This is a genomic window from Streptomyces sp. NPDC014764, assembly GCF_043082785.1.
Lineage (GTDB): Bacteria > Actinomycetota > Actinomycetes > Streptomycetales > Streptomycetaceae > Streptomyces > Streptomyces althioticus.
The window spans coordinates 95506-110008 of record NZ_JBIBXY010000006.1 but is presented as its reverse complement, the minus strand read 5'-3'; the positions used below and the strand labels follow the sequence as shown (position 1 = coordinate 110008).

The window sequence follows — 14503 nt, the reverse complement described above, 5'->3', positions numbered from 1 at the left end:
GGCGGGCCGGCCACGGCCCCAGCCGCGGGCAGTCGTGCCGCTTGGGGCGATCGGCGTGGGCGCAGTGGCACCGTTTCGACGCCGGGTGGCGGTGGTCCGTGGCTGGTCGCGCAGTTCCCCGCGCCCCTGGGGCGTGCTTCCGCCACGGCTGCTGAAAGCGTCCCGTTGCCGTTGGGGGCCGGCCGTCGCCCTAGCTGCGGGCAGTCGTGCCGCTTGGGGCGATGGGGGTGGGCGCAGTGGCACCGTCTCGACGCCGGGTGCCGGTGGTCCGTGGCTGGTCGCGCAGTTCCCCGCGCCCCTCAGGGGGCGCGGGGCAGGGACCTCAGCAGCAGCACCGCCGTGTCGTCCAGCCGGTCCGCCGAGTGCGGGCCGTGCCGCATCAGCGCGTCCGCCAGGTCGTCCAGCGGCAGGTCGCCGAGCTCGGTGAGCCGGCGGCACAGATCGGCGAGGGCGTCCTCGAAGTCGACGCCCGGCGACTCCACCAGACCGTCCGTGTACATGACCAGAAGCGATCCGGGCGGCAGCGCCACCTCCGTCGACGGATAGACCGCCGTGCCGTCGATGCCCAGCAGCGGCCCGCCGGCCAGGTCGAGCACGCGCACCCGCCCGTCCGGGCGGCGCAACAGCGGCGGCGGATGCCCCGCACGCGACATCACCGCCCGCCCCCGCACCGCGTCGAGCCGCAGATACAGACAGCTCGCGAACAGCTCCGCGCCCAGGTCCAGCAGCAGCCGGTTGGTGCTGCGCATCACCTCGTCCGGCGCCTGCCCCACCGCCGTGTACGCCCGCACCGCCGTACGGACCTGGCCCATCAGCCCGGCCGCCGTCACGTTGTGCCCCTGCACGTCCCCGATCACCGCCGCCGCCACCCCGTCGACCGGCACCAGGTCGTAGAAGTCGCCGCCGATCTCCATGCCCTGTGTGGCGGGCAGGTACCGGGCGGCGGCCTCGATCCCCTTCAGCGCGGGGAGGGTGTGCGGCAGCAGCGCCTCCTGAAGCCCGTGCGCCAGCCGGTGCTTCACGTCGTAGAGCATCGCCCGCTCCAGCGCCTGGGCGATCAGCCCCGCCAGACTCGTCAGCACCGCCCGCTCCTCCGTCGCGAACCGGTGCGGCGTCCCGTACGACAGCACACATGTCCCCACCGGGCGGCCCGAGGCGATCAGCGGCAGGTACGCCCACGCCGAGAACTCCGACGGATGCGTCTGCAGCGCCGGGTACAGCCGCTCCAGGTCCTCCCGCGACTCGAAGAAGGCAGGCACTCCGGTGCGCAGCACCTGACCGCCCGGCGTCGGCTCGGACAGCGGCAGGCCGTCGAACCGCTCCACCACCAGCGGGTCCGCGTACCCGCGGTGCCCGAGCACGCGCAGCCGTCCCGCACGGGAGCCGAGAACCACCAGCCCCTGGCCGCCCACCGCCGGCACGATCTCGTCCGCGACCAGCTGCACCACGTCCTGCACCCCGACCGCCTCGGTCAGCGCCCCGGCCAGGCTGAGCACCTGGGTGATGGTCACCAGCCGGTCCGTGCCCGCGCCCGCCTGCGGCGGCGCCTCACGGTTCATCTCCGTCACCGCGCGGGCCCGGCTGACCCGCATGCTGATACCGGTCGTGCTCGGGTACAGCCGGAAGGACAGCCAGATGTCGGGCGGCCGCAGCGCCACGAACGACGTGACGTCCTGGCTGAACAGCGCCGCCCGGTACCGGTCCTCGTACACCGGGTCGTTCAGCCACGGCACCGCCGCCCACAGATGCGCGCCAGGCAGCCGGTCCGGCGCCACGCCGAGCAGGTCGGACGCGGCGGCGTTGGCGAACGCGACCCGTCCGTGCAGATCGAGCGAGCACAGCCCGTACGGCAGCCGGGACACCATCCGGGCCGCCTCCACCGTGCCCAGCGAGCCGGCCACCCCGCCCACCACCGGCGCGGCCAGCAGGTCCGGCTCGTGCGCGAGGGGCAGGCTGTTCTCGACGGCCCGCTCCAGCCGCGCCGCGAGCCGGTCGCAGGCGGCGGTGAGATGCTCGCGCTCCCGGTCCGACAGCTCCGGAGAGTGCGACCCGGGCCAGGTGACGAAGACCGCGCCGTACGTCTTCGCCGCCGTCGCCACCGGGAGCGCGGCCAGGGAGAAGGGGTAGGGGAGGACCATGGCGATCCGGGGGTAGCGACGGGCCATCTCCTCCCCGCCGCCCACCCACACCAGCCGGCGTTCGCGCACCGCGTCGGAGACGGGGATCGGCGCGCTCAGCCCGACCCGCTCCCACGGTGCGGCGAAGGCGCGGGGCATCCCCGCCATCACGGCCATCTCCAGCACGGGCTGGTCGGGGGAGAGGAGATACACGGCACCGGAGTGGGCGTGCACCTCGTCCATCAGCGCGGCCAGCGTCAACGACAGCAGCGGACGCCCCACGGGGGCGTGCGACCGCGCGGACGCCTGGCCCTCGGACACGCCGACCACCTCCTCGCACGGCCCGCACCCAATCTCCCCCGCGGGAGGGCGTCCCGCACGGCGAGCGGCACGCTCCGGGCGCGCGCATCCGTGCGGATACCCCGTTGCGTCGCGGTAAGACGGAATCAGCCACTCCGGCCTTTGGGGGAGCGGGGTCCCGGGCGGAGCCCCCGCGGGTCTCCGGGCGGCCCGGACCACGCGCAGTGGGGGCACGGGAACCGCGAGCCGGGCGCGTTCCCGCGTGGAAGCCGGCGCGGCCCTGGCGGGTGCCGTTCGCGCACAGGGGCTGCGTTTGTGTCCCTTTAGCGCTGTAATGGCCAACGTGGTCGGTGAGGGCGCTGCGGGACGCAGCACGGGAACGCTGCGCGCCGAAGGCGCACTGAGCGCGCTCGCGGCCGACCCCCACGCGGCCGACCGGCTGCGCCGCGTCCTGGAACAGGCCCTCGTCTTCGCCGGGGCCGCCTTCGCCGGCTTCTACACCCTCGGCGAGGACGGTGAGCTGCTGTGCCTGGCGGAGACCGCCGGGGTGCCGCGCACCCTGTGCGGAGTGCGCGACTGCTACTCCGCCGCCGGCCGCTCCCCGGTCGCCGAGGCGCACCGGGGACGCACGGTGTGGCTCGGCCCGAGGGACCTGGCCGCCCAGTCGCAGTCGCGCCGCACGCCCCGCCGCGAGTTCCACCTCGCCGCCCTGCCCGTGCGCCACGACGGCGGCGGCTGTCTGCTCGCGGTGAGCGAGCGGCCCGGCGGGTTCGACGCCGACGACCGGGCGTGCCTCGCCCTCGTCGCCGACGCCGTCGCCCTCCCCGTGCCGCCCGTCACCGCCGAGGGCGCGGACCTGCCGCCGGGCGGTTTCAGCCTCGCCATGGACACCGGCCGGCTCCGCGTGCACGACGACGTCCTGGACCTGTTCGGCCTCGACCCGGACGACTTCGACGGGCGGGTGGAGACCCTGCTGGGCCTGGCCGTCCCCGAGGACCTGCCCTCGCTGATGTCCGTGGTGGAGGCCGACCACATGACGATCGGCGACCGCGAGCTGGAGTTCCGGGTGCTCCAGCCCGCCGGCCCGCCCCGGTGGCTGCGGCTGCGCGGCCGGCTGGAGCACAGCGGCGAGGGGCGCCCGGCCCGTCTCGTCGGCACTGTCGCCGACGCCTCCTCGCTGCGCGCCGACGTCACCGACGTGGCTCGGGTGCAGCGCCTGGCCGCCGCCCTGTCCACCGCCGTCACCGTGCGGGACGTCGGCAAGGCCGTGGTGGCCGCGCTGCGCCGCCCGCTGCGCGCCGACCGGATCGCGCTCGCCGAGCTGGAGAGCGACCGGCTCGTCGTCACCGTCCTCGACCCGCCGGAGCCGGAGGCCTGGCCGGAGGTGTGGCGGTCGGAGTGGCGCACCGAGTGGCCCGACGCGCCTGTGCGCACCATGCCGACCCTGGCCGCCGCGCTGCGTGAGGGCCGCCTCGCGACATGGCCGGCCGGCTCCCCGCTGGAGCCGGCCCTCGCCGAGGTCGGTCCCGGCGGACTCGCCGTGCTGCCGCTGCCCGCGGGCAACCGCATGGCGGGCGCCTGCCTCGTCGGCTGGGACGCCCCGCACGACATCGGGGCGGACGAGCGCACCCTTCTCACCGCCGCCGCGAACCTGGCCGGGCAGGCCCTGACACGGGCCCGGGCCCTCGACGCCGAGCACGAACTGGTCGGCATGCTCCAGCGCCAGCTGCTGCCGCGCCGCCTGCCCCGGCTGCCGGGCGCGGTCGCCGTCGCCCGCTACCTGCCCAGCACCGCCGGGCTGGAACTCGGCGGCGACTGGTACGACGTCATCCCGCTGCCCGACAACCACGTGGCCCTCGTCATCGGCGACGTGCAGGGCCACAGCGCCGGTGCCGCCACGCTCATGGGGCAGATGCGCACCGCCCTGCGCGCGTACGCCGTCGAGGGCCACCCTCCGGACGTGGTGGTCTCGCACGCCAACCGGCTCCTCGTCGACCTGGAAACCGACCTCTTCGCCACCTGCTGCTACGTCGACGTCGACATGGAGGCGGGGAGCGCCTGGTGCGTACGCGCCGGGCATCTGCCGCCGGTGCTGCGCCATCCGGACGGGCGCACCGAGATCGCGGAGGCGGAGGGCGGCCCGCCGCTCGGGGTGGTGCGGCAGTGCGACTTCCCCATGAGCCCGCTGCGGCTCCAGCCCGGCACGCTGGTCGCCCTCACCACGGACGGTCTGGTCGAGTCGCCCGACTCCGACATCGACACGGGCATGGAGCGGTTCGCCCGGCAGGTGGCCGCCGCCGACCCGGCCGACCTCGGGCCGGTCGCGGACGAGCTGCTCGGCAAGGCGCTCCGCAGCGACGACGTCGCGCTGCTGCTGATGCGCTACGACGGCATGGAGACGCGCCCGCTGCGGGAGAGCTGGACGGTGTGGCGGGTGCCGCAGGCGGTCGGTCACGCCCGCCGCTTCACCCGGCGCACCCTGCGCTCCTGGGGCGTCACGGAGGAGATCGACGCGTCGCTGCTCGCCGTGTCCGAGCTGGTCACCAACGCCCTGGTGCACACCGACGGCAAGGTCCGCCTCGACCTCACCCTGATCGGCGACCGGCTGCGCCTCGCGGTCGCGGACGCCTCGCCGCGCTCGCCGGTCAGGCCGACCAGCATCGGCTGGGAGGCCACCGGGGGCCGCGGCATCCTCCTCGTCGAGGCGGTGTCGGCGGCCTGGGGCACCCTGCCGGTCAGCGGCGGCAAACAGGTCTGGGCGGAGTTCACCGTACGGCACTGACGGTGCCGCCGGCCGCGTGGCGGGTACCCGCCCCCTTCCTGGTCCGGCCGAGGAAGCCGGACGGGCCGAGGGAAGGAGAGCGCCATGGCCCAGTACGTCCGCGACATCATGACCGCCGCACCGGTGACCGTCGGACCGCACACCTCGGTGGCACAGGTCGCCCGCATCATGAGGGACCGCGACCTCGGCGCCGTGCTGGTCACCGACGGGGGGCGGCTGCGGGGACTGGTCACCGACCGGGACCTCGTGGTGCGCCCGCTCGCCGCGGGCGTCGACCCCGAGGAGACCACCGTGGCCCGCGCGTGCAGCGAGGAGCTGGTGACCGTACGGCCCGACGACGCGCTGGACCTCGCGGTGCGGCTGATGCGTGAGCACGCCGTGCGGCGGGTCCCGGTGGTCGAGGACGAACACGCCGTCGGTGTCCTGTCCTTGGGGGACGTCGCCCTGGAACGCGACCCGGACTCCGCGCTCGCCGACATCGCCGTCGCCCGCCCGCACACGTGAACTCCCCGCATACGTACCGAAGTGGTGCGATTTCCCGCACGTCGGGTTTGACCGGTACGGCATCGGGGACCCGGCCCGCCGGTGACCGCAGAAGGAAGATGATGTGACGTGATCACGGAGAAGACGGACAAGCCCCGGGCCCGGCGTCCGGAGACCGGGTGGGCGCGCGCACGGCGCCTGCGCGACCAGGAACCGCTGCGGACCTGCCTCCCCGCGGTCGACCGGGAGCCCGTACCGGCCGGCCCGGTCGTCCGGGCCGAAGGCAACATCGTGCGCGGCGAGGACTGACCTCCGCCGTCACCGGGCCCGCATCCCAGGATGCGCGGCCCGGCGGCGTGTACGCGTGCCCCACCGCTCCCGACGCCTAGGCTGCCCACCGTGCGTCTGCTCCTGATGTCCGACACCCATCTGCCGAAGCGCGCCAAGAGGCTTCCCGAGCCGCTTCTCGAGGAGATCCCGCGTGCCGACGTCGTCGTGCACGCGGGGGACTGGGTCGACACCGACACCCTCGACCTGCTGGAGAGCCGCAGCCGCAGGCTCCTCGCCGTGTACGGCAACAACGACGGCCCCGCGCTGCGCGCCCGGATCCCCGAGGTGGCCCGCGCGGAACTCGGCGGGCTGCGCTTCGGGGTCGTCCATGAGACCGGTCCTGCGCAGGGGCGGGAGAAACGGTGCGCGGAGCGCTTCCCGGATCTCGACGTGCTCGTCTTCGGACACAGTCACATCCCGTGGGACACCACGGCTCCCACGGGACTTCGCTTGCTCAATCCGGGGTCCCCGACGGACCGCCGCCGGCAGCCCCACTGCACCTACATGACCGCCGCTGTCGGTGACGGCCGGCTCTCGGAGGTGGCCCTCCACCGGCTGCCGCCGCGCTGACGGTCCGGGCCGCTTCGCCTCGGTGGAAACGGCCCGGGCGCTGCGAATGGATGCGACTCTTCCACGGACCCCCTTCCATCGATCGGAGGTGATACGTGGCGACTACCCCCGGCCGTGCGGCTCACACACCCCCGGCGGGTTTCCTCCGTGCGCTCCGGCGCCGTCGTATCCGCAGCACGGACGCGGCCACCACCACGACCGCCGCCAGTGCCCCGGCGGCGCGCGCGACGACCGGCACCCCGGCCGTGCGCAGCAGGTCGAGCGGCCCCTCCGCGGGCGCCGCCCGCTCCGGAGCCCTGACGTCCGCGGACGCCCGCTCACCGGAGGCCGTTGGCGCCTCGCGGGCTTCGTCCCGCCCGTCCGCAGGTTCCGTCAGCCGCTGAGCGAGGCACGCGGCGAACCGGCCGATGATGCGCTCACCCACCTCGCTCATCACGCCCCGCCCGAACTGCGCGGGCCGCCCCGTCACCGTCAGATCGGTATGGACGGTTACCGCCGTCCCCCCGTCCCGCTCACCTAGCGTGCCGGTCACCGTGGCGCGTGCCGTGCCCTGCCCCCGCGCGTCCCGGCCGCCCGCCACCAGCACCACCCTGCGCGCCTCCTCGTCCCGCTCCTCGAAGACGGCCGTGCCCTTGTAGGTGACGGTCACCGGGCCCACCTTGACGCGCACCGACCCGGTCACCGTCCTGCCGTCGTACTCCTCCACGGTCGCACCCGGCAGACAGGGCGCGATCCGTTCGATGTCGAGGAGGGCCCTCCAGACGTCGTCGACCGGGACGGGCACGGTGAACTCGTGACGCAGTTCCATGACTTCCTCCAGATCAGCGGGCGGGACCGGCGGACGGCCGAAGCGGGTGGACCGCCCCCCGGGTCGCGGTGAGCGGCGCGCCCGAGCCGCCCCAGCGCAGGGCGACGATCTCGGCGGCCACCGACACGGCCACCTCCTCGGGCGTACGGGCACCGAGGTCAAGACCCACGGGGGAGCGCAGCCGGGACAGCTCCGCCTCCGTGAGCCCGGCCTCCCTCAGACGCGCGGCACGGTCCTCGTGGGTGCGGCGGCTGCCCATCGCGCCGATGTACGCGGCCGGACGGCGCAGCGCCTCGGTCAGCAGCGGCACGTCGAACTTCGGGTCGTGGGTGAGGACGCAGATCACCGTGCGGTCGTCGGTGTCCGTGTCCGCCAGATAGCGGTGCGGCCACTCCACGACCACCTCCGCCTCCCCGGGGAAGCGCCGGGCCGTGGCGAACACCGGGCGGGCGTCGCACACGGTCACCCGGTAGCCGAGGAACACACCGATCCGGGCGACGGAGGCCGCGTAGTCGATCGCGCCGAAGACGAGCATGCGCGGCGGCGGGGCGAAGCTCTGCAGGAACACCTCCACCGCGTCCTCACGCCGCTGCCCCTCGCGGCCGTAGTGACGCAGCCCGGTGGCGCCCAGGGCCAGTTCCCCGCGCGCGTCCGCCGTGACCGCCACGTCGAGGCCCTCCGTCCCGAGGCCGCCGGCGACCCGGTCGGGCCATACGGCGAGCGTGGCGCCGCGCCGGGCCGGCCCCCCGGTGACCGTCGCCACCGTCACCGGCTCGCCCGACCCCACCGACGCGGCGACCTCACCGAACGCCGGATCCAGCTCCCGCGTCACCGGCCGCACCAGCAGGGTGATCTCGCCGCCGCAGGTCAGCCCGACCGCGAAGGCGTCCTCGTCGCTGTAGCCGAACGTCTCGAGCCGCGCCTCACCGTCGGCGACCACCTCCCGCGCCAGCTCGAACACGGCGCCCTCCACGCAACCGCCGGAGACGCTGCCCACCACCTCGTCGTCCGGGCCGACCGCCATCGCCGCGCCGGGGTCGCGCGGCGCGCTGCGGCTCACCCCGACGACCGTGGCCAGCCCGAACGGGGCCCCCGCCGCGTACCAGAGGCCGAGCACCGGCAGAACGTCACGCACCATCCGCTCCTTCCCGGGGTGTCCCCTCCGGCGGGTGGCCTCCCCGCACCACCTCCGCCAGCCGCTCCAGCGCGGCGAGGCTGTGCCCCTCGACGAACGCGTCCACGCTCGGCAGCGCCGCCGCCATCCCGGCCGCCAGGGGCGCGTAACCGGGCCGCGCCTTCAGCGGATTGGCCCAGATCACGCGGTGCGCGAGCCGGTGCAAGCGTCGCATCCCCTCGGCGAGCGGCTCCGGATCGCCACGCTCCCACCCGTCCGACATCACCACCACGACCGCCCCGCGGGCCGTCCCGCGACGCCCCCAGCGGTCCAGGAACTCCTTCAGCAGCTCACCCAGCCGGGTCCCGCCCCGCCAGTCGGGCACCGCCTGAGCCACGGCCGCCATCGCCGCGTCCGGGTCCCAATGCGCCATCGCGCGGGTGACCCGGGTGAGCCGGGTGCCCACGGTGAACACCTCGGTGTGCCGGTCGCGCGCCGCCGCGTGCGCGAACCGCAGCAGCGCGTCCGCGTACGGCGCCATCGACCCGCTGACGTCCACCAGGAGCACCACGCGGCGCGGCCGCTCGGCCCGCACCCGGTGCCGCAGACGTGCCGGCTCGCCCCCGTTGCGCAGCATGGCCCGTACCGTCCGGCGCGGGTCCGTCTCCCCGCGCCGGGCCGGCCGCCGCCGCGCGGTGCGCCGCACGGGGCCGCGCAGCGCGAACGCGGCCAGCAGCCGCCGCACCTGTTCCCGCTCGGCCGGGCTCAGCTCCGCCACGTCCCGGTGGCGCAGCACGTCGGTGGAGGCGGCCAGCGCGGGCAGCCGGGGCGACCGCTCCTCGGGCGCGCCCGGCCTGCCGGTGGGGACGGCCGCGTTCCGCGGGATCGGACGCAGACGCGGCGCCGCGGTCGGGGGGCGGGGGACGACACGCTCTTCGGTGCCGAACCACGCAGCGAACTCCCGGTCGTAACGCGCCAGGTCGTCGGGGCCGGCGCACAGGGTGAGCCGGCCCGCCCAGTACACGTCCGTCCGCGCCCACGGCCCCAGCGCCTGAGCCGCGCGCAGGAACGCCCGCACCCGCTCCCCGCTCACCTCCGCGCCGGCCGCGCGCAACCGCCGGGCGAACCCGAGGAGCAGCGCGGCCGGATCAGGGGCGGCCCCGGACACCACACCCGTCACCCCCGCCCCGCCAGCACCGCCGCGAAGTCCAGGTCCCGCGCGCGGTCCGCGTCCTCGCGGTACTTCAGCACCGAGCCCAGCGTGGCCGCCGCCAGGGGCGGGTCCACCTCGCTCGCGCCGAGCGCGTCGAGCGCCCGAACCCAGTCGATGGTCTCCGCCACCCCGGGAGGCTTCACCAGATCCTGCCGACGCAACTCCTGCACCAGCGCCGTCACCTGTTCCGCGAGCCGAGCCGTGACCGCCGGCAGCCTCCGCCGCACGATGGCGAGTTCACGGCCGAAGTCCGGGTGGTCGAACCAGTGGTACAGGCAGCGCCGCTTCAGCGCGTCGTGCACCTCACGGGTGCGGTTGGAGGTCAGCACCACCAGCGGCGGCACCTCCGCCCGCACCGTGCCCAGCTCGGGGATCGTCACCGCGAAGTCCGACAGCAGCTCCAGCAGGACCGCCTCGAACTCGTCGTCCGCACGGTCGATCTCGTCCACCAGCAGCACGCACGGGGCGCTCTCCAGCGCCCGCAGCAGCGGCCGGGCGAGCAGATAGCGCCGGTCGTACAGCGCGCCCTCCAGCTTCTCCGGGTCGGTGACCCCGGCCGCCTCGGACGCCCGCAGCCGCAGCAGCTGGCGCGGGAAGTCCCAGTCGTACAGCGCCTGGGAGGCGTCGATGCCCTCGTGGCACTGCAACCGGACCATCGGCGCGTCCAGCACCTCCGCGAGGGCGGAGGCGAGCGCGGTCTTGCCCGTGCCCGCGTCACCCTCGCAGAAGACCGGGCGACGCAGCCGCAGTGCCAGGAAGCACGCGATCGCCAGCCCTTCGTCGACGAGGTAACCCGTCTCCTCCAGGGCGGCCCGCACCTGCTCCGGGCCGCCCGGCCACTCCTCGGCGGTGATGGGCCCTCACCCCATTCCGGCGGCGGCGAGCACCGCCCGCCCGGTCAGCACCCGCGCCAGGTGCGCCCGGTACCCGGGCGACGCCGACGTGTCCCGTGACGGCCGGGTGCCCTCGGCCGCCGCCCCGGCCGCCCGCTTCACGGCCGCCGCGTCGCCCGCTCCCGCGAGTGCCTCCTCGGCGGCCGGGGCGCGCAGCGGTGTCGAGCCCATGTTGGTCAGCCCCACCCGCGCCTCGGCGATGCTCCCGTTGTCCCGGCGGACCAGCGCGGCCACGCCGACGATCGCGTAGGCCTGCGCCACCCGCTGGAACTTCTCGTAGTGGAAGCCCCAGCCGTCGGTGGACGGCAGCCGCACCTCCACGAGCAGCTCGTCCGGCGCCAGCGCGGTCTCCAGGTAGTCGGTGAAGAAGTCGCGGGCGGGGATCGTCCGCCGCCCGCGCGGCCCCACCGCGACCAGCTCGCCCTCCAGCGCCAGCACCACGGCCGGCAGATCGGCGGCCGGGTCGGCGTGCGCGAGCGACCCGCCGAGGGTGCCCCGGTGCCGTACGGCCGGGTCGGCGACCGTCGCGGTGGCGGCGGCCAGCAGGCCGGCGTGCCGGCGCACCAGCGCGTCGCGCACCACGTCGTGATGCGTGGTCATGGCGCCGACGACGAGCGTGTCGCCCTCCATGCGGCTGCCCCGCAGCCCGGGGATACGGCCGGTGTCGACGAGCAGCTGCGGGAACGCCATCCGCAGCCGTATCAGCGGCAGCAGGCTCTGCCCGCCGGCCAGCACCTTCGCGTCCTCGCCGCCGTCGGCGAGGGCCCGCACCGCCTCCTCGACGGTGTGCGGCCGGACGTAGTCGAATGCCGCGGGAATCATGCCGGGTCCTCCTCGCCGCCGTGGATCGCCCGCCACACCCGCTCCGGGGTGCACGGCATGGGCACGTCCGTCACGCCCAGCGGCCTCAGCGCGTCCACGACCGCGCCGACCACCGCCGGGGTGGAGGCGATCGTCCCCGCCTCCCCGACGCCCTTCACACCGAGCGGGTTCGACTCGGCGGGCGTCTCCGTCCGGTCCGTCACGAAGTCCGGCAGGTCCACCGCCGACGGCACCAGGTAGTCGGCCATCGTGCCGGACAGCAGGTTGCCGTCGTCGTCGTACACGGCCTCCTCGTACAGCGCCTGGGCGATGCCCTGCGCGAGTCCGCCGTGCACCTGGCCCTCGACGATCATCGGGTTGACCACCCGGCCCACGTCGTCGACGCACACGTACGAGCGGATGCGGGTCATCCCCGTCTCGGTGTCCACCTCCACGGCACACAGGTGGGTGCCGTGCGGGTAGGAGAAGTTCTCCGGGTCGAGGACGTGCTCGGCGTTGATGGTCGGTTCCATTCCGTCGGGCAGGTCGTGCGAGGTGAACGCCTCGAACGCCACCTCCTGGATGGTCTTCCGCGCCTCCGGCGAGCCCTTCACCGAGAACGCCCCGCCGGTGAACTCCAGGTCCCGCTCGCTCGCCTCCAGCAGATGCGCGGCGATCTTCCGCGCCTTGTCGACCACCTTGCGGGCCGCGTGGTGCACCGCCGCGCCGCCCACCACCAGTGAGCGCGAGCCGTAGGTGTCCATGCCCTGCGGGGCCGACCGGGTGTCGCCGTGCACCACCTCGACGTCCTCGAACGGCACGCCGAGCACGTCCGCCGCGATCTGGCTCCACGACGTCACATGGCCCTGCCCGTGCGGGCTGGTGCCGGTGACCACCTCGACCTTGCCGGTGGGCAGCATGCGGATGCTCGCCGCCTCCCAGCCGCCCGCCGCGTACCGCAGGTCGCGCAGCACCCGGCTCGGGGCGAGCCCGCACATCTCGGTGTACGTCGACACCCCGATGCCGAGCCGCACGGTGTCCCCGCGCTCGTTGCGCTTGCGCTGCTCCTCGCGCAGCCCGTCGTAGCCGAACAGGGCGAGCGCCTTGTCGGTGGCCGCCTCGTAGTTGCCGCTGTCGTAGGTGAGCCCCGCGATCGAGTCGTACGGGAACTCCTCGTGGCGGATCCAGTTGCGGCGGCGCAACTCGACCGGGTCCATGCCGAGTTCGGCGGCCAGCTCGTCCATGATGCGCTCGATGGCGTACGTCGCCTCGGGCCGTCCCGCGCCCCGGTAGGCGTCGGTGGGGGTGCGGGTGGTGAACACGCCCGTGCAGCGGAACTCGTAGGAGTCCATCTTGTAGATCGCCGGGTACATGAACGCGCCGAGGATCGGCACGCCCGGGGTGACCAGCATCAGATAGGCGCCCATGTCGGCCAGCAGGTCCACCTTCAGGCCGCGCAGCCTGCCGTCCCGGTCGGCGGCGATCTCGACGTCCTGGATCATGCCGCGGCCGTGGTGGGTGGCGAGGTACCCCTCGGAGCGGGACTCGGTCCACTTCACGGGGCGGCCGAGACGCCGCGCGACCGTCAGGGCGATCGCCTCCTCGCCGTACACCTGGAGTTTGGAGCCGAAACCGCCGCCCACGTCGGGCGCGACGACCCGCAGTTTGTGCTCGGGTGTTCCGGTCACCATGGCGAGCATCACCCGCAGGATGTGCGGGATCTGCGTGGCCGAGTACACCGTGTACTCGCCGGACGCGGCGAGCGGAGTGACCACCACCGAGCGCGGCTCCATCGCGTTGGGGATCAGCCGCTGCTGGTGGTAACGGCGCCGGAGGACCACCTCGGCGCGGTCCCGGACCGCCGCGTAGTCCTCGCCGGCCTTGAGCGGCCAGTCGTAACAGCGGTTGGTGCCCTTGTCGGAGTGGACCAGCGGCGCGTCCTCGGCGAGCGCGGCCTCCAGGTCGAGCACCGCCGGCAGCGGCTCGTACTCGACCTCGACCGCCTCCAGTGCGTCCGCCGCCGCGTACCGGTCGCGGGCCACGACGACCGCCACCGGGTCACCGGCGTGCCGCACCTCGTCCACGGCGAGCGGCGGATGGTCAGGGTGCACCATGTCCTCGGTCACCGGCCACGCGCACGGCAGCGATCCCGTCCCCTCCGCGAGATCGCTTCCCGTGAACGCGGCCACCACGCCCGGGAGTTCCAGGGCGTGGGAGACATCGACCCGCTCGACGCGCGCGTGCGCCATGGGGCTGCGCAGGATCGCCAGGTGCAGCATCCCGGCGGCCTGGATGTTGTCGGTCCAGTTCGTCTGGCCGGTGAGCAGCCGGGCGTCCTCCTTGCGCAGCCGCGCCCGCCCCACCTCGGCCTCGACGGCGCCCTCGGTCATGACCGCGCCTCCTCGTCGGAAGCGGCGGCCAGCACCGCGCGCACGATGTTCTGGTAGCCGGTGCAGCGGCACAGGTTGCCCTCCAGGGCGTGCCGCACCTCGTCCGCCGTGGGGCGGGGGTTCTCCTTCAGCAGGTCCCGGGCCGCCATCAGCATGCCGGGCGTACAGTAGCCGCACTGGAGCGCGTGCCGCTCGTGGAAGGCCCGCTGCAGGCCGGTCCACTCGCCGTCGGCGCCCAGGCCCTGCACGGTCGTCACCGTGCAGCCGTCGGCCTGGACGGCCAGGACCGAGCAGCTCTTGACGCTCTCACCGTCCAGATCGACGGTGCAGGCCCCGCAGTTGGAGGTGTCGCACCCGACGGGCGTCCCCGTCAGGCCCAGCCGGTCGCGCAAATGGTGGACCAGGAGCAGACGGGGCTCCACCTCGTCCTCGTACGTCGTGCCGTCCACCTTCACCGAGATACGGGTCATGTGCCCTCCCAGAAGCGTGCGAGGGATACCGGTCGGTCGCCGGACGTGATGCGCGTCACTCTAAGGCGACGGTTCGTGACGGGGCGAGAGTCGAGACGGCGGTTTTTGTTGAGCATTAATCCGTTGTGGGTCCGGTGCCCGTCTGGTCCACTGCCGGAAGACCGACCCGAGAAGCGAGGAGCAGCCAGTGCGCGCACCGTTCATGTCCCCCCAGGAAGGAACACCCCACTCT

Annotated in this window: 12 protein-coding genes; 4 read left to right on the top strand and 8 right to left on the bottom strand. The window is 74.6% G+C overall.

From position 1 onward, the window contains the following. Nucleotides 1-299 precede the first annotated feature (299 nt). The gene (locus ACF1AG_RS16930; protein ID WP_391809951.1) at nucleotides 300-2438 is read right to left on the bottom strand and encodes a SpoIIE family protein phosphatase; all 2139 of its coding nucleotides are present in this window, start codon (nucleotides 2436-2438) and stop codon (nucleotides 300-302) included. Nucleotides 2439-2751: 313 nt separating this feature from the next. Between ACF1AG_RS16930 and ACF1AG_RS16925 the strand changes: the two genes are divergently transcribed. The 4 genes from ACF1AG_RS16925 to ACF1AG_RS16910 all read left to right on the top strand — a co-directional run bounded on the left by ACF1AG_RS16925 (nucleotide 2752) and on the right by ACF1AG_RS16910 (nucleotide 6582). Further along, nucleotides 2752-5199, top strand: a complete 2448-nt coding sequence (locus ACF1AG_RS16925) for a SpoIIE family protein phosphatase (protein ID WP_359603064.1) — start codon at nucleotides 2752-2754, stop codon at nucleotides 5197-5199. An 84-nt stretch (nucleotides 5200-5283) separates the two neighbouring features. Next, nucleotides 5284-5703: a CBS domain-containing protein gene (locus ACF1AG_RS16920; protein ID WP_359603062.1), complete on the top strand. Its 420-nt coding sequence runs from the start codon at nucleotides 5284-5286 to the stop codon at nucleotides 5701-5703. A gap of 108 nt (nucleotides 5704-5811) precedes the next feature. Further along, nucleotides 5812-5991: a hypothetical protein gene (locus ACF1AG_RS16915; protein WP_359603060.1), complete on the top strand. Its 180-nt coding sequence runs from the start codon at nucleotides 5812-5814 to the stop codon at nucleotides 5989-5991. A gap of 90 nt (nucleotides 5992-6081) precedes the next feature. Then, nucleotides 6082-6582, top strand: a complete 501-nt coding sequence (locus tag ACF1AG_RS16910) for a metallophosphoesterase (protein WP_359603058.1) — start codon at nucleotides 6082-6084, stop codon at nucleotides 6580-6582. Nucleotides 6583-6703: 121 nt separating this feature from the next. Here the strand turns inward: ACF1AG_RS16910 and ACF1AG_RS16905 are convergent, their stop codons facing one another. The 7 genes from ACF1AG_RS16905 to ACF1AG_RS16875 are packed head-to-tail and all read right to left on the bottom strand — an operon-like array spanning nucleotide 6704 to nucleotide 14271. Then, nucleotides 6704-7390 (bottom strand): SRPBCC family protein, encoded by a 687-nt coding sequence (locus tag ACF1AG_RS16905; RefSeq protein WP_391809950.1) that lies wholly within the window; start codon nucleotides 7388-7390, stop codon nucleotides 6704-6706. A gap of 13 nt (nucleotides 7391-7403) precedes the next feature. Next, nucleotides 7404-8525 carry an XdhC family protein gene (locus tag ACF1AG_RS16900; protein WP_391810058.1) on the bottom strand — a complete coding sequence of 374 codons (1122 nt, stop codon included), beginning with the start codon at nucleotides 8523-8525 and terminating at the stop codon, nucleotides 7404-7406. After that, nucleotides 8518-9684, bottom strand: coding sequence for a VWA domain-containing protein (locus ACF1AG_RS16895; RefSeq protein ID WP_391809949.1), 1167 nt, complete (start codon nucleotides 9682-9684; stop codon nucleotides 8518-8520). Before ACF1AG_RS16895 ends, ACF1AG_RS16900 begins: the two co-directional genes overlap by 8 nt. Further along, on the bottom strand, nucleotides 9681-10535 hold the full coding sequence (locus ACF1AG_RS16890) for an AAA family ATPase (RefSeq protein ID WP_387795164.1): 855 nt from the start codon (nucleotides 10533-10535) through the stop codon (nucleotides 9681-9683). Before ACF1AG_RS16890 ends, ACF1AG_RS16895 begins: the two co-directional genes overlap by 4 nt. A 42-nt stretch (nucleotides 10536-10577) precedes the next feature. After that, on the bottom strand, nucleotides 10578-11432 hold the full coding sequence (locus tag ACF1AG_RS16885) for an FAD binding domain-containing protein (RefSeq protein ID WP_391809948.1): 855 nt from the start codon (nucleotides 11430-11432) through the stop codon (nucleotides 10578-10580). Then, nucleotides 11429-13801, bottom strand: a complete 2373-nt coding sequence (locus ACF1AG_RS16880; protein WP_387795162.1) for a xanthine dehydrogenase family protein molybdopterin-binding subunit — start codon at nucleotides 13799-13801, stop codon at nucleotides 11429-11431. The genes ACF1AG_RS16885 and ACF1AG_RS16880 overlap by 4 nt, the downstream gene beginning before the upstream one ends. Beyond that, the gene (locus ACF1AG_RS16875; protein ID WP_359603050.1) at nucleotides 13798-14271 is read right to left on the bottom strand and encodes a (2Fe-2S)-binding protein; all 474 of its coding nucleotides are present in this window, start codon (nucleotides 14269-14271) and stop codon (nucleotides 13798-13800) included. Before ACF1AG_RS16875 ends, ACF1AG_RS16880 begins: the two co-directional genes overlap by 4 nt. Between the last annotated feature and the right edge of the window lie 232 nt (nucleotides 14272-14503).

Bases quoted from the DNA above. Each gene is read 5' to 3' on its own strand.
- ACF1AG_RS16905 (WP_391809950.1), bottom strand. From the start codon at position 7,390: ATGGAACTGCGTCACGAGTTCACCGTGCCCGTCCCGGTCGACGACGTC.
- ACF1AG_RS16925 (WP_359603064.1), top strand. From the start codon at position 2,752: ATGGCCAACGTGGTCGGTGAGGGCGCTGCGGGACGCAGCACGGGAACG.
- ACF1AG_RS16880 (WP_387795162.1), bottom strand. From the start codon at position 13,801: ATGACCGAGGGCGCCGTCGAGGCCGAGGTGGGGCGGGCGCGGCTGCGC.
- ACF1AG_RS16875 (WP_359603050.1), bottom strand. From the start codon at position 14,271: ATGACCCGTATCTCGGTGAAGGTGGACGGCACGACGTACGAGGACGAG.
- ACF1AG_RS16885 (WP_391809948.1), bottom strand. From the start codon at position 11,432: ATGATTCCCGCGGCATTCGACTACGTCCGGCCGCACACCGTCGAGGAG.
- ACF1AG_RS16920 (WP_359603062.1), top strand. From the start codon at position 5,284: ATGGCCCAGTACGTCCGCGACATCATGACCGCCGCACCGGTGACCGTC.